The 23,866-nt window shown below is 63.1% G+C and carries 26 protein-coding genes; 3 read left to right on the forward strand and 23 right to left on the reverse strand.

Annotation, left to right across the window (positions count from 1 at the left end; translation table 11 throughout):
• Position 1 precedes the first annotated feature (1 nt).
• Together B3H47_RS05535 and B3H47_RS05540 are read right to left on the reverse strand one after the other, a co-directional pair.
• Entirely contained in the window at positions 2-1,042 is a 1,041-nt protein-coding gene (locus B3H47_RS05535; RefSeq protein ID WP_191088471.1) for a glycosyltransferase family 4 protein, read from the reverse strand.
• A 74-nt stretch (positions 1,043-1,116) separates the two neighbouring features.
• A complete protein-coding gene (locus tag B3H47_RS05540) occupies positions 1,117-2,076 on the reverse strand; it encodes a UDP-2,3-diacylglucosamine diphosphatase (RefSeq protein ID WP_156053544.1) in 960 nt (319 codons plus the stop codon).
• A gap of 130 nt (positions 2,077-2,206) precedes the next feature.
• On the opposite strand from B3H47_RS05540, the gene B3H47_RS05545 reads away from it, so the two are divergent.
• On the forward strand, positions 2,207-3,763 hold the full coding sequence (locus B3H47_RS05545) for a CHAD domain-containing protein (protein ID WP_286986388.1): 1,557 nt from the start codon (positions 2,207-2,209) through the stop codon (positions 3,761-3,763).
• On the opposite strand, the gene B3H47_RS05550 is transcribed toward B3H47_RS05545, so the two are convergent.
• From B3H47_RS05550 to argS, 7 genes are all read right to left on the reverse strand, one after another.
• Positions 3,749-4,558, reverse strand: coding sequence for a hypothetical protein (locus tag B3H47_RS05550; RefSeq protein ID WP_286986390.1), 810 nt, complete (start codon positions 4,556-4,558; stop codon positions 3,749-3,751). The two genes, B3H47_RS05545 and B3H47_RS05550, sit on opposite strands and share 15 nt — an antisense overlap.
• Positions 4,559-4,678: 120 nt before the next feature.
• Positions 4,679-6,199: an RNA polymerase factor sigma-54 gene (locus B3H47_RS05555; RefSeq protein WP_286986392.1), complete on the reverse strand. Its 1,521-nt coding sequence runs from the start codon at positions 6,197-6,199 to the stop codon at positions 4,679-4,681.
• Positions 6,200-6,205: 6 nt separating this feature from the next.
• A complete protein-coding gene (lptB, locus tag B3H47_RS05560; protein WP_013107143.1) occupies positions 6,206-6,979 on the reverse strand; it encodes an LPS export ABC transporter ATP-binding protein in 774 nt (257 codons plus the stop codon).
• Between the two features lie 77 nt (positions 6,980-7,056).
• Complete coding sequence (gene lptA / locus B3H47_RS05565; protein ID WP_286986393.1) at positions 7,057-7,692, reverse strand: lipopolysaccharide transport periplasmic protein LptA; 636 nt, start codon at positions 7,690-7,692, stop codon at positions 7,057-7,059.
• A gap of 122 nt (positions 7,693-7,814) precedes the next feature.
• Positions 7,815-8,480, reverse strand: coding sequence for a thiol:disulfide interchange protein DsbA/DsbL (locus B3H47_RS05570; protein ID WP_013124216.1), 666 nt, complete (start codon positions 8,478-8,480; stop codon positions 7,815-7,817).
• Positions 8,481-8,515: 35 nt separating this feature from the next.
• Positions 8,516-9,142, reverse strand: coding sequence for an SPOR domain-containing protein (locus B3H47_RS05575; protein ID WP_286986394.1), 627 nt, complete (start codon positions 9,140-9,142; stop codon positions 8,516-8,518).
• A gap of 52 nt (positions 9,143-9,194) precedes the next feature.
• Positions 9,195-10,949, reverse strand: coding sequence for an arginine--tRNA ligase (argS, locus tag B3H47_RS05580; protein WP_286986396.1), 1,755 nt, complete (start codon positions 10,947-10,949; stop codon positions 9,195-9,197).
• Between the two features lie 94 nt (positions 10,950-11,043).
• Here argS and B3H47_RS05585 point away from each other — a divergent pair, with 94 nt between their 5' ends.
• Positions 11,044-11,499 (forward strand): PsiF family protein, encoded by a 456-nt coding sequence (locus B3H47_RS05585; RefSeq protein WP_414718230.1) that lies wholly within the window; start codon positions 11,044-11,046, stop codon positions 11,497-11,499.
• 78 nt (positions 11,500-11,577) lie between these two features.
• Here the strand turns inward: B3H47_RS05585 and B3H47_RS05590 are convergent, their stop codons facing one another.
• From B3H47_RS05590 to B3H47_RS05635, 10 genes are all read right to left on the reverse strand, one after another.
• Entirely contained in the window at positions 11,578-12,735 is a 1,158-nt protein-coding gene (locus B3H47_RS05590) for a septal ring lytic transglycosylase RlpA family protein (protein ID WP_286986397.1), read from the reverse strand.
• A 192-nt stretch (positions 12,736-12,927) separates the two neighbouring features.
• Positions 12,928-13,362: a F0F1 ATP synthase subunit epsilon gene (locus tag B3H47_RS05595; protein WP_286986399.1), complete on the reverse strand. Its 435-nt coding sequence runs from the start codon at positions 13,360-13,362 to the stop codon at positions 12,928-12,930.
• Between the two features lie 90 nt (positions 13,363-13,452).
• Positions 13,453-14,868 (reverse strand): F0F1 ATP synthase subunit beta, encoded by a 1,416-nt coding sequence (atpD, locus tag B3H47_RS05600; RefSeq protein WP_156053552.1) that lies wholly within the window; start codon positions 14,866-14,868, stop codon positions 13,453-13,455.
• Positions 14,869-14,905: 37 nt separating this feature from the next.
• Entirely contained in the window at positions 14,906-15,784 is an 879-nt protein-coding gene (atpG, locus tag B3H47_RS05605; protein WP_013107152.1) for a F0F1 ATP synthase subunit gamma, read from the reverse strand.
• A gap of 68 nt (positions 15,785-15,852) precedes the next feature.
• Positions 15,853-17,394, reverse strand: coding sequence for a F0F1 ATP synthase subunit alpha (gene atpA / locus B3H47_RS05610; RefSeq protein ID WP_013107153.1), 1,542 nt, complete (start codon positions 17,392-17,394; stop codon positions 15,853-15,855).
• Positions 17,395-17,410: 16 nt separating this feature from the next.
• Positions 17,411-17,950 (reverse strand): F0F1 ATP synthase subunit delta, encoded by a 540-nt coding sequence (locus tag B3H47_RS05615; protein WP_286986401.1) that lies wholly within the window; start codon positions 17,948-17,950, stop codon positions 17,411-17,413.
• A gap of 12 nt (positions 17,951-17,962) precedes the next feature.
• A complete protein-coding gene (locus tag B3H47_RS05620) occupies positions 17,963-18,433 on the reverse strand; it encodes a F0F1 ATP synthase subunit B (RefSeq protein ID WP_013107155.1) in 471 nt (156 codons plus the stop codon).
• Between the two features lie 56 nt (positions 18,434-18,489).
• Positions 18,490-18,738 (reverse strand): F0F1 ATP synthase subunit C, encoded by a 249-nt coding sequence (atpE, locus tag B3H47_RS05625; protein WP_013107156.1) that lies wholly within the window; start codon positions 18,736-18,738, stop codon positions 18,490-18,492.
• Between the two features lie 70 nt (positions 18,739-18,808).
• A complete protein-coding gene (atpB, locus tag B3H47_RS05630; protein WP_013107157.1) occupies positions 18,809-19,669 on the reverse strand; it encodes a F0F1 ATP synthase subunit A in 861 nt (286 codons plus the stop codon).
• Between the two features lie 48 nt (positions 19,670-19,717).
• Positions 19,718-20,206, reverse strand: coding sequence for an ATP synthase subunit I (locus tag B3H47_RS05635; protein WP_286986402.1), 489 nt, complete (start codon positions 20,204-20,206; stop codon positions 19,718-19,720).
• 309 nt (positions 20,207-20,515) lie between these two features.
• Here B3H47_RS05635 and B3H47_RS05640 point away from each other — a divergent pair, with 309 nt between their 5' ends.
• Complete coding sequence (locus B3H47_RS05640; RefSeq protein ID WP_286986403.1) at positions 20,516-20,962, forward strand: CopD family protein; 447 nt, start codon at positions 20,516-20,518, stop codon at positions 20,960-20,962.
• Between the two features lie 12 nt (positions 20,963-20,974).
• Here B3H47_RS05640 and waaF read toward each other — a convergent pair whose 3' ends face one another.
• The 4 genes from waaF to tpx all read right to left on the reverse strand — a co-directional run bounded on the left by waaF (position 20,975) and on the right by tpx (position 23,819).
• Entirely contained in the window at positions 20,975-22,060 is a 1,086-nt protein-coding gene (gene waaF, locus B3H47_RS05645) for a lipopolysaccharide heptosyltransferase II (protein WP_286986404.1), read from the reverse strand.
• A gap of 13 nt (positions 22,061-22,073) precedes the next feature.
• A complete protein-coding gene (locus tag B3H47_RS05650; protein ID WP_013107161.1) occupies positions 22,074-22,274 on the reverse strand; it encodes a zinc-finger domain-containing protein in 201 nt (66 codons plus the stop codon).
• Positions 22,275-22,306: 32 nt separating this feature from the next.
• Entirely contained in the window at positions 22,307-23,242 is a 936-nt protein-coding gene (locus B3H47_RS05655; RefSeq protein ID WP_286986405.1) for a branched-chain amino acid transaminase, read from the reverse strand.
• Between the two features lie 79 nt (positions 23,243-23,321).
• Entirely contained in the window at positions 23,322-23,819 is a 498-nt protein-coding gene (gene tpx / locus B3H47_RS05660; protein ID WP_286986407.1) for a thiol peroxidase, read from the reverse strand.
• Positions 23,820-23,866 lie beyond the last annotated feature (47 nt).

Below are 23,866 nucleotides of genomic sequence, written 5' to 3' on the forward strand. Positions count from 1 at the left end.
TTCAGTGCGTCGTTTGCGTCGCACTATTTGCCGCACTACTTTCGCGCACGGCCTTGCGCAAATGATCGAGAAACTGCCGCGAGGCCGCTTCCCATGTGAATTTGCGCGCATGCGCCAGCGCCACGCTGCGCGGAATCTGCAGGGCGCGCAGGCAGGCGGCCTTGAGGTCGTTGTCGAGCGCGCCAGCCGGGCTTTCGCCGATCACGTCCAGCGGGCCGGTCACGGGATAAGCCGCCACCGGGCAGCCGCAGGCCATCGCTTCGATCAGCACCAGCCCGAAGGTGTCGGTCTTGCTCGGAAACACGAAGACATCGGCGCCGGAATAAACCTTGGCGAGCTCGTCCTGCGTGAGCACGCCGAGAAAGCGCACGCCGGGGTACTGCTTGCGGATGCGCTCCAGCTCCGGCCCTTCGCCCACCACCCACTTGGTGCCCGGCAGGTCGAGTTGCAGGAAGGCGTCGATGTTCTTTTCCACCGCCACCCGGCCGACGTACAGAAAGATGGGCGGCTTGCCGTCGAGCCGTTCACCTTCGCGCGGGTAGAACATGCGGTGATCCACCCCGCGCGACCAAAGCCGCACATTGCGAAAACCATGCTCCTGCAAATCGCGCTGCACCACTTGCGTGGGCACCAGCACCGCGCGGCCGGCGTTGTGAAAACGCCGCAGATAGGCATAAGTCCACCCCAGCGGCACACGAAAGCGAGCCTGGACGTATTCGGGAAAGCGGGTGTGGTACGCCGTGGTCAGCGGAATGTCCAGACGCTGCGCGATGCGCCGCGCGGCCTGCCCCAGCGGCCCTTCGGTGGCCACATGCACCACGTCGGGCATGAACTCGGTCACCCGCTGCATGATGCGCGAACGCGGCCGCAGGCTGAGGCGGATTTCGGGATAGGTCGGGCAGGGAATGGTGCGAAAACTGCCCGGCTCCACCACCTCGACCACCTGCCCCATGTCGCGCAACTGCCCGATGGTGGTCTTGAGGGTGCGCACAACGCCGTTGACCTGCGGCTCCCAGGCGTCGGTGACGATGAGGATGCGCAGCGGCGGCGTGCCAGCGGCGGGGGGCCAGGGCTTTTCGGCCGCGGCGGCCACTTGAGGAGCGACTGCGGAGGCGATCATGCGTGGACGGGTTGTGTGGGTGCGGGATGTAAAGGGGCGGGATGCGTTGCAGTCTGCGGCGCCAGCTCCGCCAGCACCTGCAGCCCGGCGTTCCAGTGCAGCAGCTTGAGGCGGCCGTCGAAGTCTTCAGCCAGCGCGGTCAGGCTCTCCACCCAGTCGCCGCAGTTGGCGTAGATCTGCCGGTCTTCGCTGCGCAGCTCGGCGCGGTGAATATGCCCGCAGACCACGCCGTCGCACTGCTGGCGTCGCGCTTCATCGCTGAGCAAGGTCTCGAAACTGGAGATGGTGTTCACCGCCGCCTTGACCTTGTGCTTGAGATACTGCGATAGCGACCAGTACGGCAGACCGAGCTTGAGCCGCGCATGGTTGAGCCAGCGATTGAGCTTGAGGGTGAACATGTAGGCAGCGTCGCCCAGATGTGCCAGCCACTTGGCATAAAGCACCACGCTGTCGAACAGGTCGCCATGCACGATAAGCAGGGTGCGGCCATCGGCGGTGACATGCCGCACCTGATTGATGACCTCGATGCCGCCGAAATGCAGCCCGTCGTAGGGCCGCGCGAACTCGTCATGGTTGCCCGGCACGAACACCACCCGCGTGCCCTTGCGCGCCTTGCGCAACAGCTTTTGCACCACGTCGTTGTGAGCCTGCGGCCAGTAGATGCCCTTTTTCTTGAGCTGCCAGCCGTCGATGATGTCGCCCACCAGATAAATGGTGTCGGCGCTGCAATGCCGCAGAAATTCGAGTAGCTGCGGCGCCTTGCAATCGCGCGTACCGAGATGAATGTCGGACAGCCACAGGGTGCGCCATTTCAACTCCGGCTCGCCCTCACCGCCGGCTTGCGGGGCGTCGATGTGAGCTGCCGCGCGCAGGGTTTCCGCCGTGGCGCCGTCTTGCGGAATCACGGCACTGCTGCGCATCATTCGGGACAGGGTTTGGATCACCATGTCGCGCATTGCATAGCTTCAATGTGTCAATCTGGTGAACGTCACGGAAAAAATATCGCTACCCAATTGACGCTGCGACTTGTTTCACATCTAGCGAGCGGGTCAAATGACAGCTTCATTCCCTCGAACCCCCCTCGCCATGAGCCAGGAACGCGAACTCAAATTCCGACTCGATCCCGCCCTGCATGACGTCGTGCGCCGCCATCCGGTCTTGCAATCGATGGCGCAGCCGCCCCGGGTTCAGGCGCTGCAAACCTGGTACTTCGACACCCCAGCGCACGCCCTGCGCGAGGCGGGCCTGGCCTTGCGGGTACGGCACCCGGGGGACGGGCGGCGCATTCTCACCCTCAAGAGCAGCCCCGCGCAGGGCCTGCAACTCGCGCGCGGCGAATGGGAGTTCGACATCGACGCCGACACGCCCGACGCCGCGTCGCTGCAACGCCTGAGCGAGACGCCGCTGGCCCGCCTGGGCGACCTTGATGCGCTCGCCAGCCAGTTGCAAGCGGTGCTCGGCACCCGGGTGCAGCGCACCCTATGGTGGGTCGATTGGGAGGGCTCGCAACTCGAGGTCTGCCTCGATCACGGCCAGGCGCTGGGCGGCATCACCCCACTCGCGCCCAGCCTCTTGATCAGCGAACTGGAGATCGAGTTCATCAGCGGCCATTGGCTCCACGCTTTCGACCTTGCGTGGACGCTGGCGCAAGACCTGCCGCTGCTGATCTCGCCCATCAGCAAGGTTCAGCTCGCCGCGATTGCCGCAGGCGCCGCCACGCTGCAACTGCCCGCGCTCGCTCGCGAACTGCCTCCGCATGAACAGGGCGGGCAGGCCGTAGCCGACGTGCTGCAGCAGGCAACCGCCGTCATTGCCGTCGGCGCCGATCTGTTGCACGACAAGGCCCTGCCCGAAACCGTGCACCAGATGCGGCTGCAGTTGCGCCGACTGCGGGTGCTGCTGCGGCTGTTCCAGACCACGGGGCCGAAGTCGCAACGCGCGGCCTGCCGCTGGCTGCGCGACGAATGGCGCTGGGCCGGACAACTGCTGGGCGCGGTGCGCGATGTCGACGTCTGCCTTGAACAGGCCAGCGCGCCCGACAGCACACACGCCACCGTGCGCGACGGTCTCGCCCAACGCCGCGAGGCGCGTCTTCAAGCCCTGCTGACCTATCTGCGCAGCGCCCGCTTCGGCCGCGTACTGCTGGCGCAGGCGCGCTGGGCCGAGTGCTGGAGCGGCAGCCAGATCATTGCCGCCGAGCTGTCCACCGAACAACTGGCCCGCAGGCTGCTGCGCTTGCACCGCGACGACCTGCATTTGCACCCGCAGCGCTGGGGCGAACTGCTGGCGATCTGGGACGGCCTCGCCGCGACACCGATCGACGCCCCCTGGAGCGCGCTGCACGCCCTGCGCCTGCGCGCCAAGCAGTTGCGTTATGCGCTGGAATGGCTGGCCCCCTGGATCGGCCAGTCGCTGGGCGACGAAGGCAAGGCCTGGCTCAAACTCACCAGCGCCCTGCAAACCGACCTGGGCAAAGCGCTCGACACCCACCGGCTGGCGCGTTGGATGATCAGCGACCCAACCACTCCGCCGTCACAGCCCAACGCGTTCAGCGAACAGGCCATGGACGATGCCTTCAAGCAGGCCCGCACCGGTTTGCAGCGCGCGCTCCAAGCCGCCCGCGGGAAATCAGGAGGGGGTTGAACTTGGGGCTGAACTTGCCTGCAACTGGTCCCGCCGTGTCGCAGTGAGGTAAATCACCAGGGCCAGAATCGTGACCAGGAACAGAGCGCTAGTGCCCATGGTTCCCAGACCGAGCCCTCCTTCGGCACCGGGTTTGGACAACCAGTCGCCCAAGGTCGCACCCAGCGGGCGGGTGAGGATGTAAGCGATCCAGAACGTGGTCACGGCACTGGCCTTGAAGAGGTAGTAGGCCGCTGCCGTCAGCGCAATGGCGCCGCCAAACAGCAAGGCCGACAAGGCATAGCCGAGTTGCAGCCGCTCGGCGGCCAGATCGCCTCCTGCAGTACCCAGCGCAAAGGTGAACAGAATCGTCGCCCAGTAAAACCCTTCTCGTTTTGGCGTGGCAATGCTGTGGATGGACAGGTCACGCTCGCGGCCCCACCAGATCGCAAACGTCGCCAGCAAGGCCACCGCAAACAGGGCGGTGCTCACCGGCAGCGGCACGCCCAACTGATCGGTCAGATTGTCGGTCAGCAAGGTGCCCACCACGCTGATGAGAGTCACCGTCAACCAGTAAAGCCAGGGAACGTAACGGCTGGCGCGCATCTGCGCCGCCAGCACACCGATGAACAAGAGGGTCATCACCGCGCTGGTGGCGACCAGGCCCAGATGCAGATCCACCGCCAGATAGTCTGCGGCGGTTTCGCCCACCGTGGTGGCCATGATTTTGATCAGCCAGAAGTAAAGCGTGATGACGACCGGAACCTTGACCGCCAGCGCCCAACCGGGCTGCGCGGCTTTTACTGCGTTTTGCATGATGAACTCCCTGAATACCGTTTGCGTTGTTGTGGCGTCGCGTGCGGCGCGACCCCGGCATTCTGGAGAGGACGACTTAGCGCAAGGTGAGCGACTGGCTCCGCTTGCGGCTGCGGGCCCTCAACTGCTCTTGCGCAGATTGGCCGGGGCGATGCGCAGCGCTTCGCGGTATTTGGCCACGGTGCGCCGCGCCACCTGCACGCCTTGCTGCGTGAGGCGCTCGGCGAGTTCGCTGTCCGACAGGGGTTTGGCGCTGTCTTCTTCAGCCACCAGGCGGCGGATGAGTTCGCGTACCGCGGTGGATGAGGTGTTGCCCCCTGCCTCGGTGCTCAGGCCAGAGCCGAAAAAATACTTCAGCTCGACAGTGCCGAAGGGCGTGAGCATGAACTTCTGCGTGGTCACGCGCGAAATGGTCGATTCGTGCAGGCCGAGTTCGTCGGCAATTTCGCGCAGCACCATGGGCCGCATCGCCACGGGGCCGAAATCGAAAAAACGCTGCTGGCGCTCGACGATGGTCTGCGACACGCGTTGAATGGTCTCAAAACGCTGCTGCACGTTTTTCACGAACCAGCGCGCCTCCTGAAGCTGTCCCTGCATGGCGCCGCCGCTGTCGCGGGCGCGGCGCATGGCGTCGGCATAGATCTGGTTCACGCGCAGCCGGGGCATGACCTCGGGGTTGAGCTGCGCCACCCAGCCTTGCGGGGTCTTGCGGGCGATGACATCGGGGGTCACGGCCTGCGCGGCATCGCGGCGGAAGGCGCTGCCCGGATGGGGGTCGAGTTGGGCGATGCGTTGCTGCGCCAGGCGCAGCGCGGCTTCATCGGCTTCGAGCTGGCGTTCGAGCTTGCGCCAGTCGCGCTTGGCCAGCAGATCGAGATGGCCGCCGCGGCAAATCTGCAGGGCGAGTTCGCGCACGGGACAAGACGCCTGGCGCTGAAGCTGCAGGCAGAGACAGTCGGGCAAATCGTGGGCGGCGACACCGGCCGGGTCGAAGCTCTGAATCAGGCGCATGGCCGTGGTCAGCGCATCGGCCAGGTCTTCGAGCTGCTCGGCGTCTGCCGCGGGGGCGAGGGCCTGCGCCAGTTCCAGCGGGCTGTCGGGCAGATAGCCGTCGTCGTCGAGCGAGTCGATGATGGCTTCGGCAGCCGCGCGGTCGGTGGCGCTCAGCGCAAGCCCGGCCAACTGACCGCGCAGGTGGTCGCGCAGATCGAGGTGTTCGGAGGCAATGTCGAGCGCGCTGAATTCGTCGTCGTCACCCCCGCCCCCGCTGACGGACTGGCCTGAGCTGACCCAGGAGTCGGCGTCGGCATCGGTATCCGCACCGTGATCGGTTTCGCCGCTGCTGGCCGTCCAGTCCTGCGTGTCGAGTTGCAACTCAGCGGCGGGCTCGGCGGCTGCGTCATGCCCTTCGACCGATGCCTGAGACGGGTCGGGCGCCAAAGGCGGTGGCGACTCGGATGTCGGCGCGGCAGCGGGCGCCTCTTGCTCTTCTTCAGGTTCGAGGAAGGGATTGGATTCGAGCAGGCCTTCGATTTCCTGCGTGAGTTCGAGGGTGGAGAGTTGCAGCAGCCGGATGGACTGCTGCAACTGCGGCGTGAGTGCGAGATGCTGGGACAGGCGCAGGTTCAGCGACGGCTTCATCGCGGCTTACATGCGGAAGTTTTCGCCGAGGTACACCTTGCGTACCGCGGGGTTGTCGATGATGGATTGCGGATCGCCCTGCGCCAGCACCTGCCCTTCGCTGATGATGCAGGCCCGGTCGCAGATGCCTAGCGTTTCACGCACATTGTGGTCGGTGATCAGCACGCCGATGCCCTGCTCTTTCAGGAACTGCACGATGCGCTGAATCTCGATGACCGCAATCGGATCGATGCCGGCAAACGGCTCGTCGAGCAGGATGAATCGCGGTTGCGTGGCCAGCGCGCGGGCGATTTCCACCCGCCGCCGCTCGCCGCCCGAAAGCGCGGGGGCGGGGCTGTCGCGCAGATGTTCGACGTGCAGTTCGCGCAGCAGATGATCTTCGCGTTCGCGGATTTCGGCCCTGCCCAGGCGGCGCCCTTGCGCGTCGCGCTGCAACTCCAGCACCGCCCTCACGTTCTCGGCCACCGTCATGCGGCGGAAGATCGACGCCTCCTGCGGCAAATACGACAGCCCCATGCGCGCACGGCGATGCATCGGAGAATCGCTCACGTCCTGGCCGTCGATGTGGATGCGCCCCGCGTCGGGCCGCACCAGGCCGACGATCATGTAGAACGACGTGGTCTTGCCCGCGCCGTTCGGCCCCAGCAGGCCGACCACCTCGCCGCAGCGCACGCTGAAGCTGACGTCGCGCACCACCTGCCGACCGGCATAGCGTTTCTGCAAATGTTGAACGTCGAGCTCCGGGCCGGTGGCCGCGCGGGACGACGGAGTGGAAGGCACGCGCGCGGCTTCCGCCGGGGCGACGGGCTCCAGGCCGCCCCGCACCACGGTCTGTCCAGCGGAATGCGGCTGGACGCTCAAGGCTGTGTCCCCAGCTTCGGGGCGACTTTGAGCGCGGGAGGCGATTTGGGCGCCGTCGGCGCGGACGGGGCGGCGGGCTGCGGCGTCAACATCACCCGCACCCGCCCTCCAGGGTTGGTGGCCGTGGCGCCCTGCGCACCGCCTTCGACGGTGAACACATCGGTGATCTGGTTGTAGGCAATCACATTGCCCTGGCTGCGGTCGGCCAGCTTGCCGTCGATCAGTCGGCTGAGCATGGCCTGGCCACGCAGCGTCACTACATCGGTCTTGCCGTCGTATTCGATGCGCTGCGCGGCGCCGTCCATGGTTTGCGTGGGCTGGCCGGGCGCGGTATCGAGTTGTTGCTGGAAGGTAGCCAACTGGCCCGGCGCGGCGATCGCCGTCGCGTACTGATAGCCGTCCGGCGCCTGGCGCACATCGACCGTGGCGGCGCGCAGCACCAGAGAACCCTTGGTGACGACCACGTTGCCGGTGAACACACTGGTCTGATGCACGTCGTCGTAGCGCATGGCGTCGGCCTCGATGTGAATCGGCTGGTTCCGGTCGGCCTGCGCCGCAAGCACGGGCAGCGCCAAGTTCGGCGCACACAGCAGGGTCAACAACAGGATTCGGGCCACTCGTTTCATCGGCATGGGTTTTGCTTTCGTCGATCCATTCTAGGGCCAGTTCAGGCGATTTCGCAGCAATTTTGCGGGCCTCAAAAAACACTGCCCGCGGTATGCGGGCAGTGTTGAGATGTGGCAAGGCGACGCGCTTACTTCTTTTCCGCCTGCACCTTCTTGATCAGGTAGTCCACGACCTCAAGCACCTTCTTGTTGTTATTGGCTTCAGGCAGCGCCGCAGAAGTGGTGTAGGTGCCCTGAACCGCCATGGTCGGCACCCCGCTGATCTGATAGTCCGTCACCATTTGCGTGGCCTGCCGGACTTGCGCATTCACGCCGAACGAGTTGTAGGCATCCAGGAACGCTTTTTTGGGAATGCCCTGCTGTGCCAGCCAGTTGGCCATCTGATCGGCCGTGCCCAGAGGAATGTGCTGTTTGTGGATGGCATTGAAAATCTTGGCCTGCATCGCATCGTCGAGCTTGCCCAGCGCCTTCAGTGCGTAGTAGAGGTGCTGTTGCGGCACGAACTGGGGAGAAAAAGCGACGGGCACGCGCTCGAGCACCACTCCGGCGGGCAGTTTTTTCTGCCAGGCTTCGAGCAGTGGGTCGAAGTCGGCGCAGTGCGGGCAGTCGTACCAGAAAAACTCGTACACCACGATTTTGTCCGACGGGCTTACCGGCTGCGGCACGGCCAGGCGGTTGTAGGCAAAACCCTCGTTGAACGGGCTGCTCTTGGCGGGCGTCTGCGCCTGCGCGCCCGCAGCAAGAAAGCCCATTGAAAACACCATGAACACCACGGTAAGCCAGCGTTGAAACATGAGTCGTCCTTTGGTTTGAAGATCTGAATAGGGTTTTATGAACCGGTGCGCATCAGGGCGGTTTGAACCCCGTTATCGCCCAGAAGTTTCTGCGTCTGCTCGGCCTGCTGCGCCGAGGTGAATGGCCCCACTCGAACGCGATAGAGGGTGCGCCCGTTGACAACGCGCTCATCCACATGCGCTTCCTGACCGATCAGAGCCACCTTGGCGCGCTGACGCTCGGCGTCTTCGCGCGTGCTGTACGCCCCGACCTGCAGCACATACTGCACGGGGCCTTGGGCGGCCGGTTTGGTTGGGGCGGCCGGGGTTGTCGCGCCTCCCGTCGTCGGCGCGAGTGCCGCCTGTGAGGCCCCCGCAGCGGGCTGCCCCAATTTGGCCAGCGCCTGAGGAGACAGCGGCCTGCTCGCCACCGTCACGGGCATGGAACCGCTGCCCGCAGGCGGCGCTGCGGTTGCGCCGCTCAAACCCTGATTGGGATTCCAGTTGCTGGCCCCGGAAGCCGCACTGGCGGGGCGCTCCTGGAATCGATTCATGAAGGGCAGCGGCGCCTTGGTGATGTAGAGGGCAACGCCGAGTGCGATACCCAGGCCGATGACCAAGCCGGCGATCAGGCCGATCACGGTGCCGCCGAACTGGCCGCGAAGTGTGGTGCGTTTAGACATGGAAGACAGGAGTGTGCGTTGTCGATGGAGCCCTGCGGACGCGCCGTGACGCTTACATGCGCTGCGGCGCGCTCACGCCGAGCACGGCCAGTGCATTGTGCATCACCTGACGAACGGCGCGCAGCAGCCGCAGGCGCGCATGCCGCAGGGGAAGTTCGTCGACCAGCACGCGTTCGGCGTTGTAGAAAGCGTGGAAATCGGCAGCCAGATCGCGCAGATAGAAGGCCACCTGATGCGGCGCCAGTTCCTGTGCCGCTGCGGCCAGGACTTGCGGATAGCGCGCAAGCGTGAGTTGCAGCGCTCGTTCGCGCGGGGCGATCAGCAGCGACAAGTCGGCTTGCTCGATGAGCGCGGGCTGCGCGGCCTCTTGCGGGGCGCGGGCGGCCCATTGCTCGAACACCGAGTTCACCCGGGCGTGGGCATATTGCACGTAGTAAACCGGGTTTTCGTCGCTTTGCGCCAGGGCCAGATCGACATCGAACACGAATTCGGTATCGGCTTTGCGCGAGACCAGAAAAAAGCGCACGGCGTCTCGCCCTCGCTGCAAAGCCGCCTGACGCTGCTCGTCGCTCATGTCGTCGCGCACGCCGCCCGACCATTCAATCAGGTCGCGCACGGTCACATAGCTGCCCGCGCGCTTGGAGATTTTCACCTCCTGCCCGCCCCGCATCACCGTGACCATTTTGTGCAGCACATAGTCGGGATAGCCGGTGGGTATGCCGAGGTCGAGCGCCTGCAGCCCGGCGCGCACCCGCGCGATGGTGCCGTGATGATCCGAGCCCTGAATGTTCACCGCGCGATGAAACCCACGCTGCCATTTGGCCAGGTGGTAGGCCACATCGGGAACGAAATAGGTGTAGGTGCCGTCGGACTTGCGCATCACGCGGTCCTTGTCGTCACCGTATTGCGTCGTGCGCAACCACAGCGCGCCGTCCTGCTCGTAGGTGTGGCCCGAGGCCTGCAAGCGCTGCACCGCGTCTTCCACCCGGCCATCGGTGTAGAGACTGGATTCGAGGTAATAGTTGTCGAACCGAATGCCGAAAGTCTTGAGATCGAGATCCTGCTCGCGGCGCAGATAGGCCACGGCAAAACGGCGGATATTGTCCAGATCGTCGGCTTGACCATTGGCCACGATGGGCTGACCCTGGTCGTCTGGTACCGATTCACACGCCAGAAAGTCCCGCGCGATGTCGGCGATGTAGTCGCCGTTGTAGGCCGACTCGGGCCATTGCGCATCGCCCGGCTTGTACCCACGCGCCCTGGCCTGAACCGACAGCGCAAGCGTCTGGATCTGCACCCCGGCGTCGTTGTAATAAAACTCGCGCTGCACCGCCCACCCTTGAGTGGTCAAGACGGCGGCAATGGCATCGCCCAACGCCCCCTGGCGACCATGTCCCACATGCAACGGCCCGGTCGGATTGGCCGAAACAAACTCCACCAGCATGGGCTGCTCGCGCCCCGCACGGGAATGCCCGAACTTCGCCGCACCCTGTTCGACTTCCACAATCACCTGCTGCAGCACCGCAGGATGGAGGTGAAAGTTGATGAATCCGGGCCCGGCGATTTCGGTGCGGGCGATGCCCTCGGCCAAGTCAGCATTTGTGCGCAGCGCATCGATGATTTGCTGGGCGACATCGCGCGGGTTGCGTTTGAGCGGTTTGGCCAGTTGCATCGCCAGATTGCTGGCCAATTCGCCATGATCGTCGCTGCGCGGACGGCTGAGTTCGATAGAGCCTGAAAACTCGGGCTGCAAGGCCGTTGCCGCTTGTTGCAGCGCCGTGGTCAACCGCGCGGTGAATTCGATCATTATGGGAATGTTGTGAAGACGCAAAGTCGGCATTTTATGGGTCTGTTGCCGTTCTTCGCGCCCGCACAACCCTATGGTGTAATGAATTGCCGGTTTGCAACCTTTCGTTGCACGGCTTGATCGCACAACCGCCTACTGCGGTCCGGTCACAACACAACTTGGAGGAATGATGAAAAAACTGATCACCACCCTCGGTCTCGCCCTGGGCCTGATGGCCCTGCCCGCGCTCTCTCAAGCGCAAGGCACACCGCAGCAAAGCCGCATGGCCCAATGCAACAAGGAGGCCACCGGCATGACCGGCGAGGCCCGCAAGACCTTCATGAAAGAGTGCCTGGCCAGCAAGCCCGCCGCAGCGGCCGAAACTGCCAAGCCTGCTAGCAAAGAAGCCGCCAAGCCCGAACGCAAGACAGAACAAAAAGCCGCTGCCGGCGAAAAGAAGCTGACCCCTCAGCAAGAGAAGATGTCGTTCTGCAGCAAAGATGCCAAGGCCAAAGGCATGAAAGGCGAAGAGCGTAAAAAATTCATGAGCGAATGCCTGCGCAAGAAATAATTCCAACGCTTGCACGCGGTTTGCACGCACCTTCGGGTGCGTTTTTCATTTGTGGTCTTGGAGGCAGGAAGTGTGTCGCTACTGCTGCACCACGGAGTAGCCGCTCAATCCCAGTCCCTGTAATTTCTGCACTAGCGTGGCATCCGGTGCGGCGCCTGTGATCGGTCCGATCTGCACACGGTAGAACGTCTGACCCCGGATATAGCCGGGCACCACCAATACGTCGTCGATGCCTGCGGCCTGCAGACGCGCTTTTTCCGCCTCGGCATTGGCTTGCAGCGTGAATGCGCCAGTCTGCACATAGTTTTGCGGTGAAGCGGAGTTTGCGGGCAGGTTCAACGCGGGCTGCGGCATTGGCGGCTGAGTGCTGGCGGCAGCGGCAGGCAACGCAGCCTGTGGGTCAGAGACGGCCGGCACAGAGGCTGACAATGAGGCGGGCGTAAGCGGCGGCAGCGTCTGCACTTCAATGGGCGCAGGCTCTGGCGCCTGCTGGGGCAAGCTCGCTCCGGGCGTTGGAACCAACGGCGCCTGCGTGACGGGCGCCGCATCGAACTGCTGCGGCGCAAACGCGGGCTGATCCGACAAGGAAGTAGATGGCTGGCTCACGACAGGCGCCGACCCGGTTTGCAGCGACGGCTGCGGCGTGGCCGCCTGCGCGATTTGCAAGGGGGCGTTGGCCCCCTCGGGCAGGGCCACGATGCGCACCCGCGCCGTGCCCGTTCGGGTCACGCCCAGAGCCTGCGCTGCGCCCATCGACAAATCGAGCAAACGTCCGCTGACAAACGGACCCCGATCATTGACCAGCACCAGGGCGCTCAGGCCATTGTCGAGATTGGTCACCTGAACGCAGGTTGGCAGCGGCAAGACGCGGCTGGCGGCCGAAAAGTCTCGCGGGTTGAAACGCGTGCCCATCGACGTGGTGGTGCCCGACTCCCAGCCGTACCAGGAGGCGATGCCTACTTCGTCGTAACCGTCAGCGTTGCGCAAGGGGCTGTAGCTGCGGCCCCGCACGGTATAAGTGCGGTTGTAGGCCGCACGCAGATTGGGCGGTGGAGCGTGGCACCCCTCCTGCGCATTGATTGGCGCCCCGCTTGTGGCGCTGCGCTGCGGCGCACTGGCGCAGCCCCCTAAGGCCCAACCCAGCAGCAGTGCAACGGCGAGCGCAGAGCCAGGCAGGCGCTGCCTGCAGTCCCGACCTCCTTGGGCTGTCGTCCATACGCCCCCACCTGCGCTCATTCACCGACTCCACATTGCTCGCGTCCAGTTCATCGTAACGGCGGCGAAGCGCAAAACAAAACAGCCCGCATGAGCGGGCTGTTTTGTTTTGCAATGGTTGGCCCACGCAAACTCAAGGAAACGTAGGGCCGTCCCAAGTTTCCTTCACCCCCACGGGGGGGCGGGCTGGGCGCAGCCCGGCCCTGGGGGCTCTCAGTGCGCTCGGCCGCGAAGCCTGCGGATCGCCGCGAGCTGGGCGGCGAGCATGGCGAGTTCACCTTCCACCACAGCGACGTCTTGCACTTCTTTGGCATGAGCGCGCGCGTCTTGCGCGGCCTTGAGCGCCTCGTTGGCCTTGGCCTCGTCGAGATCTTTGCCCCGAATGGCGGTGTCCGCGAGCACAGTCACCCTCTTGGGCTGCACTTCAAGAATGCCCCCTGCGACAAAGATGAACTCTTCCTTGCCGCCTGAGGCGTTGGCTTCGGCCAACTCGATTCGCACCGAGCCCAGCTTGATGCGGGTGATCAAGGGGGTGTGGCCGGGCAGAATGCCCAGTTCACCTGACTCGCCCGGAAGGGCGACGAAACGGGCTTCGCCGGAGAAGATGGATTCTTCGGCGCTGACGACGTCGACATGGATGGTGTTCATGGCTTCAATCCGGAACGTGATGCGGTTTCAGGCTCCAGCCGACGGTCTTTTGCGTCGTCGGCCGGATTGGATCGCTTCAAGCTCGCTGGCTTAGTTGAGTTTCTTGGCCTTCTCGAAGACTTCGTCGATGGTGCCGACCATGTAGAACGCCTGCTCGGGCAGGGCGTCGCATTCGCCGTTGACGATCATCTTGAAGCCGCGGATGGTTTCCTTCAGCGGCACATACTTGCCGGGCGAACCGGTAAACACTTCGGCCACGTGGAAGGGTTGCGACAGGAAACGCTGGATTTTGCGGGCGCGGGCCACAGCCTGCTTGTCTTCCGGCGAGAGTTCGTCCATGCCCAGAATGGCGATGATGTCGCGCAGTTCCTTGTAGCGTTGCAGAATGCCCTGCACCGCGCGGGTGGTGGAGTAGTGCTCTTCGCCGATGACGTTGGGGTCGATCTGACGGCTGGTGGAATCCAGCGGATCGACCGCCGGGTAGATGCCCAGAGAGGCGATGTCGCGGCTCAGCACCACGGTGGCGTCGAGGTGGTTGAAGGTGGTTGCGGGAGACGGGTCGGTCAAATCGTCCGCCGGCACGTACACGGCCTGGATGGAGGTGATGGAGCCGGTTTTGGTGGAGGTGATGCGCTCTTGCAGCTTGCCCATTTCGTCGGCCAGCGTCGGCTGGTAGCCCACGGCAGACGGCATACGACCCAGCAGCGCGGACACTTCGGTACCCGCCAGGGTGTAGCGGTAGATGTTGTCCACAAAGAACAAAATGTCACGGCCCTCATCGCGGAAACGCTCGGCCATGGTCAGGCCGGTCAGCGCCACACGCAGGCGGTTGCCCGGGGGTTCGTTCATCTGACCGAACACCATGCCCACCTTGTCGAGGACGTTGGAGTCCTTCATTTCGTGATAGAAGTCATTGCCTTCGCGGGTGCGCTCACCCACACCGGCGAATACCGACAGGCCGCTGTGCTGCTTGGCGATGTTGTTGATGAGCTCCATCATGTTCACGGTCTTGCCCACGCCGGCGCCGCCGAACAGGCCGACCTTGCCGCCCTTCGCGAACGGGCAGACCAAGTCGATCACCTTGATGCCGGTTTCGAGCAGATCGACCGAAGGAGACAGATCATCGAACTTCGGCGCGGACTGGTGAATCGAGCGGCGCTCGTCGGTGGCGATGGGGCCGGCTTCGTCGATGGGGCGGCCCAGCACGTCCATGATGCGACCCAGCACCGCCGGCCCCACCGGGACCTGAATGGAATGGCCGGTGTTGTTGACCAGCATGCCACGACGCAGGCCATCGCTGGAGCCCATGGCAATGGTGCGCACCACGCCGTCGCCGATCTGCTGCTGTACCTCGAAAGTGAGGCCGCTTTCTGCCAGACTGCTGGCGTTGTTGTCCGCCAGCACCAAGGCGTCGTACACCTTGGGAATGGCATTGCGGGGAAATTCGATATCGATCACAGCGCCGATGCACTGAACGATTTTGCCTTGCGCTTGAGCCGTCGTCATATTGCTCTCCAATGGTTTCAATTCGGTTAGCCGGGGTTCACACCGCGGCGGCTCCGCTCACGATTTCCGAAAGTTCTTTGGTAATGGCTGCCTGTCGGCTCTTGTTGTAGACGAGCTGCAACTCACCGATCACGCTCTTGGCGTTGTCCGAGGCGGACTTCATCGCCACCATGCGGGCGGACTGCTCGCACGCCATGTTCTCTGCCACCGCCTGATAAATCAGTGCCTCGATATAGCGCACCAACAGCGCATCGATCACCGGCTTGGCGTCGGGCTCGTAAATGTAATCCCAGCTATGGGACTTTTCATCTCCAGCCTTGGCCGTCAGCGCATGCGCGGGGAGCGGTACGAGCGGCTCGATTTCCGGCGCCTGCTTCATGGTGTTGACGAAGCGGCTGAAGCCCAGATACACCGCGTCGAGTTTGCCGTCTTGGTAGGCGTCGAGCATGATTTTTACGGGGCCGATCAACTTTTCAAGATGCGGCTTGTCGCCAAGCTGTACCGCGTGCGACGTGAGATTCATGCCTAAACGCTGCAGGAATTGCAGGCCCTTGTTTCCAATGGCGCAGCACTCGATCTGCACGCCATCGGCCTGCCATTCCTTGATTTTGCCTAAAGCCATGCGGGTGATATTCGTGTTCAGCCCTCCGCACAGCCCCTTGTCAGTGGTCACCAAAATCAAACCCACGCGCTTGATCGGCTCACGTTTGATCAGGAAAGGATGGGTGTATTCCGGATTCGCCTGGCGCAGGTGACCCGCGATGACACGCACCGTGTCGCCATACGGACGCGCAGCGCGCATGCGCTCCTGCGCCTTGCGCATCTTGGAGGCCGCAACCATTTCCATCGCCTTGGTGATCTTGCGCGTGTTTTGCACGCTCTTGATCTTGACGCGTACTTCTTTCATTCCAGCCATTGAATTACTCCTGGGTCAGTCTGGGCAAAAACATCCATGCCCAGCTCCGTCCGTTTTCGTGGAATGAATTAGTACGCACCATTTTTCTTGAATTCGGCGATCGCTTCCTTGAGCTTGGCCTCATCATCCTTGGACAGATCCTTGGAAGATTCGATGCTTTGCACCAAGGCGGCGTGCTTGGTCTGCAGATGATCGTGCAGGCCCTTTTCAAACGGCAGAACCTGCTTGACTTCGATGTCGTCAAGATAGCCGTTGTTCACCGCGTAGAGCGATGCGGCCATCTGCCAGACCTGCGCCGGCTGATACTGAGGCTGCTTCAGCAGTTCGACCACACGGCGACCGCGCTCGAGCTGCTTGCGGGTCGCTTCGTCCAGGTCGGAAGCAAACTGCGCGAACGCAGCCAGTTCACGGTACTGGGCCAGGTCGGTACGAATACCGCCCGAGAGCTTTTTGATGATCTTGGTCTGCGCCGCACCACCCACCCGCGATACCGACACACCCGCGTTGATGGCGGGACGCACACCGGCGTTGAACAGATCAGTTTCGAGGAAGATCTGGCCGTCGGTAATCGAAATCACATTGGTCGGCACGAAAGCGGACACGTCGCCAGCCTGGGTTTCGATGATGGGCAAGGCGGTGAGCGAACCCGTCTTGCCCTTGACCGCGCCGTTGGTGAACTTCTCGACATACGCCTCGCTGACGCGGGCGGCGCGTTCCAGCAGGCGGCTGTGCAGGTAGAACACGTCGCCAGGGTAGGCTTCACGGCCCGGCGGACGGCGCAGCAGCAGCGAGATCTGGCGATAGGCCCAGGCCTGCTTGGTCAGATCGTCATAGATCACCAGCGCGTCCTGACCGCGGTCGCGGAAGTATTCGCCCATGGTGCAGCCGGCGTAAGGCGCCAGGTACTGCATGGCGGCCGAGTCCGAGGCGGAGGCCGCGACGACGATGGTGTATTCCATCGCGCCGAACTCTTGCAACTTGCGCACCACGTTGGCGATGGTCGAGGCCTTCTGGCCGATCGCCACATAGATACAGATCAGGTCTTTGCCCTTCTGGCTGATGATCGAGTCGACGGCCACCGCGGTCTTGCCGGTCTGGCGGTCGCCGATGATCAGCTCGCGCTGGCCGCGGCCGACGGGCACCATGGCGTCGATCGCCTTGATACCCGTCTGCACCGGCTGCGACACGGATTGCCGCCAGATCACACCAGGGGCGATCTTTTCGATCGGATCGAGTTGCTTGGTCTCCACCGGGCCCTTGCCGTCGATGGGCACACCCAGGGTGTTGACCACGCGGCCGATGAGCTCGGGGCCGACGGGCACGGAAAGAATCTCGCCGGTGCACTTGACCGTGTCACCTTCTGAGATTTGCTCGTAAGGGCCCAGAATCACCACCCCGACCGAATCACGCTCGAGGTTGAGCGCCAGGCCAAAGGTGTTGTTCGGGAATTCGAGCATTTCGCCCTGCATCACGTCGGACAGGCCGTGCACCCGCGCAATACCGTCGGTGAGGGACACGACCGTGCCCTCGTTGCGGATATTGGCGCTGGCGCCCAGACCTTCGATGCGGCTCTTGATGAGTTCGGAAATTTCTGCGGGATTGAGTTGCATGGGAGCCTCTAAGACTTTAAGCGGTGAGAGCGACTTTCATCTGCTCCAGCCGGGCGCGAACCGAGGTGTCGAGCACTTCGTCGCCTACAGCGACACGCACCCCCCCGATGAGCGACGGATCGATTTCCACAGTGGCGTGCAGCTTGCGGCCGTATTTGCGTTCGAGCGCCTGCAGCAAGCTGTCGAGCGCCTCGCCTTCCAGCGGGAACGCACTGGACACCACGGCCTCGACCTTGCCTTCGGCCTCGTCCTTGAGCACACGGAACTGCTCGGCGATCTGCCCGACTGCGGCGAAACGCCGGTTTTCGGCGAGCATCTCGACCAGATTTTTCAGCACCGGAGCAACGGTTCCCGGCAGAGCACCCAGAACCAGATCAGCAAGTTGCCGTGCGGAAACTTTCGGACTGCCCATCACCTCGCGCAAAGCGGGATCTGCAGCAATCTGGGCGATCTGGTCCAAGGCGTCTGCCGCTTGCGCAGGCGGAATACCGGATTCGCGCACAGCGGCAAAAGCGGCTTCGGCGTAAGGACGGGCAATAGTGGCGAGTTCAGCCATGGCGCACTCCGATTACAGCTCGGCCTTGAGCCGGTTCAGCAGATCGGCATGCACCTGCGGATTGATCTCGCGATGCAGAATGGCCTCGGCACCCTTGACTGCCAGCGCTGCCACCTGGTCACGCAATTGCTCGCGCGCCTTGACCGCTTGCTGATCGGCCTCTGACTTGGCCTGCGCCACGATGTTAGCTGCGACCTCCTCGGCCTTCTTGCGCGCCTCTTCGATCACGGCCTGCGCACGACGCTCGGCGTCAGCCAGGCGTCCCGCGCTCTCTTGATGCGAGCGGGCAAGTTCTTCCTCGACCTTGCGATTGGCCGAGGCGAGTTCAGACTTGGCGCGATCGGCGGCAGCCAGACCGTCGGCGATTTTTGTTGCGCGTTCATCGAGGGCCTTGGTGATGGGGGGCCACACGAATTTCTTCGTGAACCACGCCAGCAGCAAGAAAACGATGATCTGCGCAATGAGTGTTGCGTCCAGATGCATGGCGCTAACCTTTGCTTCAGATGGGTGAACAGATCGTTGCTGGAGTCAAGCGTGGCTTACTTCAGAACGAACGGGTTGGCGAAGGTGAACATCATGGCCAGACCGACACCGATCAGGAAGGCCGCGTCGATCAGACCGGCCAGCAGGAACATCTTGGTTTGCAGTTCGTTCATCAGCTCGGGCTGACGTGCGGCGGATTCGAGATATTTGCTGCCCATGATGCCGATGCCGATACAAGCGCCGTTGGCGCCCAGACCAATGATCAGACCCGCGGCCAGTGCGACATATCCGAGAACGTGTTCCATGCTTGCTCCTAGTGAGTTGAAGTGGTGAAGAAAAAAGAAATCAGAAAAAAACGAAACTAATCAAAACCGATCAATGGTGATCATGCGCCTGACCGATGTAAACCAGAGTCAGCATCATGAAAATGAAACCCTGCAGCACGATGACCAGCAGACTGAAGATCGACCAGGCCAGACCGGCTGCGATGTTGCCGAAGAACAGTGCCCAACCCGTCAAGCTGCTCAGACCGGCAGCCCCCATGAGCGCGATGATCATGAACAGAATTTCTTCGGCGTAAAGGTTGCCGAACAACCGCATGCCATGCGAGAGGGTTTTTGCCAAATATTCGAGCAACTGCATGGCGAAGTTCAGCGGCCAGAGCAGAAAGTGGTTGCCAAACGGAGCGGTGAACAATTCATGCACCCAACCGCCAATGCCCTTGATCTTGATGCCGTAGTACAGGCTCAGCAACAAAATGGTGATCGACATGCCCAGGGCGATCGACAGGTCGGCCGTAGGCACCACACGCAAATACATATGCTCCGGGTCGTGGCCGGTCGCGGCGCCCGCGGTTTGCCAGAGGCGGGGTAACAGATCGACGGGCAGCAGATCCATGAGGTTCATCATCACGATCCAGACGAACGAGATGAACGCCAGCGGAGCCACGAATTCGCGCGACTTGGCATTGCGCACAATGCCGCGCGCCTGCTCGTCCACGAACTCAACCAGAAATTCGACCGCAGCCTGAAGCCTGCCCGGTTTGCCGCTGGTCATGTTTTTTGCGACGCGCCAAAGCACGTAGCACGCAATCACGCCCAGCAGCACGGAGAAGAAAAGGGAATCGATGTCGACGATGCCAAAGTCAACCACCCCGGTACGCGGACCACTGGTCCATTGCGTCAGGTGGTGAACGATGTACTCGCCTGCGGTGATGGTGTGTTGTTCTGCGGACATGGTCGACTATTTTGAGGAGGGCCGCCTGCGCGGCACGACTGGAATGGATCAGGCTGCGCAACTCGATTTCTTGCCGCGCAGAATCAGGGCGACCCAGTACACCTGCAAGGTCACGACGACGGCGATCAGCATCGCGGCCCAACTGAGGGGCTGCACGATGCGCGGCGCAAAAAACAGAAGCACGATGGTCAAACCGATTTTCAACAACTCACCCAGCGCAAAACCGTAAACCGCCACGCCGGGCTTCAATTTGGACAGCCAGAGCTGGATGGACATTGCGAACAACGCGGAGGGCACGGCGATGATGGCCGCGCCATACAGGGCAGACCACACGACCGAGAGCTTGCCCGCCGCAAAAAACCCGCTCGCCAAGGCTACGGCCAGGCCGACCACGGCCTGCAGCGCCACCACGCGCCAAACGGACACCTGCGGCTTGCGCAGAAGCAAGCTCTGCACTTCGGCGCGCGTCATGGGCGCAGCCGACGGCACGTCTTGCTCGTCTTTCCAGGGGTCTATGGATGGCACAGTTGGGTTCAAGGCAAAAACACTCTGGTCAGCTTTGTGGACGGCCGTATCGCCAGTCCACGAGTTGAACTTGGGTTAAAACGCTTCCACCAATCTGCGCAGCCCGCTGCGGATTGCAGCGACGGTTGTTGCGACGGGTAACAATTGGCGTGAAGGTCAAACGGCGAAAGTATAGGGGAAAGTCGATACAGCACCAGCTTTTTTCGTGCGGCTGCATCTAACATTGTGTCGAGTCAACGTTCTGTCATTTCGCTTGACAGCCGCGACGCCACTGACCTCAATTTGTGCAAGCGCGCATTTCATCCAATTTCGGGAACTTTCATGACGGCTCTGCTGGTCTTTTTACATCTTGTCGCCGCGGTCATCTGGATGGGTGGTATGGCGTTCATTCTGTTTGCCATGCGACCCGCCGCTTTCGCCCTGCTTCAACCGCCTGTGCGCCCGCAGTTCATTCTGGCGACGCTGCAGCGCTTCTTCCCTCTCGTCTGGCTCAGCATCGCGGTGATTTTGATTTCGGGATTGATCATCATGCTGCAGGTCGGTTTCGCCCAGGCGCCGATGGGCTGGCATACGATGCTGGGCATCGGCCTAGTGATGATGGCGGTCTTTGCGCACATCTACTTTGCACCGTTCCGCCGCGCGCGCCAGGCCGCCTCCCATCAGGACTGGCCCGCGCTGGGCCGCGCGCTGGAGCAGATTCACCCCTTGGTGGTGCTCAACTTTACGCTGGGCTGGATTGCGATTGCGGTTGTGCTGCTCTGGCATTGAGCGCCTGAGCGCTCAATGGGGTGCGGCAGCAGACATCAGTCGCGCCAGCTCACGCCAGACCGCATCGGGCGTGATGTGATTGAGGCAGCCCAGATGCCCCAGCGGGCAGGTGCGTTGAAAACACGGACTGCAATCGAGGTGCAGCCAGAGCGTTGCACTGTGATGCGCCGCAGGAGGCGTGTGGCGCGGATCGGTCGAACCGTACACCCCCACGGTCGGGCGCTGCAGTGCGGCGGCCAGATGCATCAAACCGGAATCGTTACTCACCGCACCGCTGCAACTGGCGAGCAGGGCAATGGCGTCTGCCAGCCGCGTGGCGCCGCACAGATTCACGCTGCCCGGCGCCTGCGCGGCAATCTCGGCTCCGGCCGCAGCATCCCGCGGGGCGCCAAGCACGGCAACGGCATAACCGGCTTGTTGCGCCTGGATGGCCAGGGCGGCATAGTGCGCGACCGGCCATTGCTTGGCCGGGCCGTATTCCGCGCCGGGGCAGAGGGCAATCCAGCGCGGCGGCAGACCGAACCGGCGGCGCGCCGCCTCGGCCTCGTCGGGAGAAATGTGCAGGGTCGGCTCTGGAATCGAAACCGGGCTGGACGCGCCGTCAACCTTCGCCAGCGCGGCGTAATGTTGGCGCATGTCCGGTCGGCCCTGACTCTGCGGCCGGGGAACGCGGCAGGACACGGGCGACAGCGCCATTGGCTCGGAGACTGCCCTCAACCGAGCCGATTCGTCAGCCTCAACCCGATCGGTCAGCAGCAGCCCGCGCGCTTCGCCGGTATAGCCAATGCGCTGCGGTATGCGTGCCAGCCACGGCACCAGGCGTGACTTGAGGTTGTTGCCAAGGATGTAGGCCCGCTGGAAACCCTCACCACGCAATGGCTTTGCGATGCGCCTGCGTAGCGCGAAATCGAGCTGGCCATGCGCGAACGGCGCCTCGATGACCTTGCTCACTCCCGGCATGGCCCGCAACACCGGGGTCACACTGGGCAGCCCTAGCGCGCTGATCTGCTCGCCTCGGGCAGCCAGCAAAGCCACCAAGGGCTGGGCCATCACCGCGTCGCCGATCCACTGCGGGGCGATCAGCAGAACACGGGTCATGCCGGACGTGCACTCAATGGCCGTGCACCACTTCGCCTTCGGCCAGACGGTAGCGGGTGCCGCAGTAGGGGCAGGCCGCTTCGCCGTGCGTCACGTCGATGAATACGCGCGGATGGCTACTCCAGATCGGCATACTGGGATTGGGACAGTAGGCCGGCAGATCCTTGGCTTTGAGTTCGACCACGGGCATGTCGGGCTTGGGAATGGCGCTCATAGGCGGGTCTCGATCAGTGAGGGATTGCGTCGTCAAACCGCAGACAGCCAGCCTGCGTACTTGGGATTGCGGCCGCCGACGATGTCGAAGAAAGCATTCTGGATGCGCTCGGTGATCGGGCCGCGATAACCGGGGCCGAGGGTGATGCCGTCGAGCTCGCGGATGGGGGTGACTTCGGCCGCCGTGCCGGTAAAGAAGGCTTCGTCGGCGATGTAAACCTCGTCGCGGGTGATGCGCTTTTCCTTGATGGTCAGGCCAAGGTCTTCGCAGATGGCGAACACGGTCTTGCGCGTGATGCCGTTGAGCGCGCCCGAAGAAAGATCGGGGGTGTAGAGCACGCCTTCGCGCACGACGAAAATATTCTCGCCCGCGCCCTCGCTCACAAAGCCCTGCGGGTCGAGCAGCAGCGCTTCGTCGTAACCGTCGCCCGTGACCTCCAGATTCGCAAGAATGGAGTTGGTGTAATTGCTCACCGCCTTGGCGTTGCACATGGTGATGTTCACATGGTGGCGGGTGTAACTGCTGGTCTTGACGCGAATGCCGCGCTTGAGCCCCTCTTCGCCGAGATAGGCGCCCCACGGCCACGCTGCGATCATCAGATGAATGGTGTTGCCGCGCGGCGAGACGCCCAGCTTCTTGTCGCCGATCCAGGTCAGCGGGCGGATGTAGCAGGAGTCGAAACCGTTGGCCTTGACCACGTCGATCTGGGCTTGCATAGCCTGCTCGATGGTGAAAGGAATCTCCATGCGCAGAATCTTGGCGCTGTTGAACAGGCGCTCGGTGTGATCGCGCAGGCGGAAGATGGCCGTGCCCTGGTCGGTCTTGTAAGCCCGCACGCCCTCGAAGGCGCCGCAGCCGTAGTGCAGGGTGTGGGTCAGAACGTGGACTTTGGCATCACGCCACTCCACCAACTGGCCGTCCATCCAGATTTTTCCGTCGCGATCCGACATGGATGTGGGCATGACCATGATGTGTTGTCTCCGCAGAATAAAAGAACCATTCTAGAAACTCCGCGTGGCAAACACACGCCACGCGGAGTCGGCTGGCTTACAGCGCCGCCAACGCCGCGTCGTAGTTGGGCTCGTGGGCGATTTCGTTCACCAGCTCGGTGTGCAGTACGGTGTTGTCTTTGTCGAGCACGACCACGGCGCGGGCGCACAGCCCGGCAAGCGGGCCGCCAGCGATACCCACGCCGTAGGCCTGGGCGAAACTGCGGTCACGCATTTCCGAGAGGTTGACCACCTTGTCCAGCCCTTCGGCGCCGCAGAAGCGGACCTGGGCGAAGGGCAGATCGGCCGAGATACACAGCACCACGGTGTCGGGCTTGTCGCTGGCGCGAGCGTTGAAGGTGCGCACAGATTGCGCGCAGGTCGGGGTGTCGATGGACGGGAAGATGTTGAGCACCTTGCGCTTGCCCGCGAAGTCGGCCAAGGTGCGGTCGGCCAGGTCTTTGTCGGTCAGGCGGAAATCGGGGGCTTTGCTGCCTTTGGCGGGCAATTCGCCGCTGGTGGGAACGGGGTTGCCCTGCAGATGGGTGGTGGCCATGCGAGTCTCCTTCGGGGTGTCGTCAGCGAGTGACAGAGCTTGGCATG

The sequence above is a fragment of the Thiomonas sp. UBA7699 genome (assembly GCF_002482605.1).
Lineage (GTDB): Bacteria > Pseudomonadota > Gammaproteobacteria > Burkholderiales > Burkholderiaceae_C > Thiomonas > Thiomonas arsenitoxydans.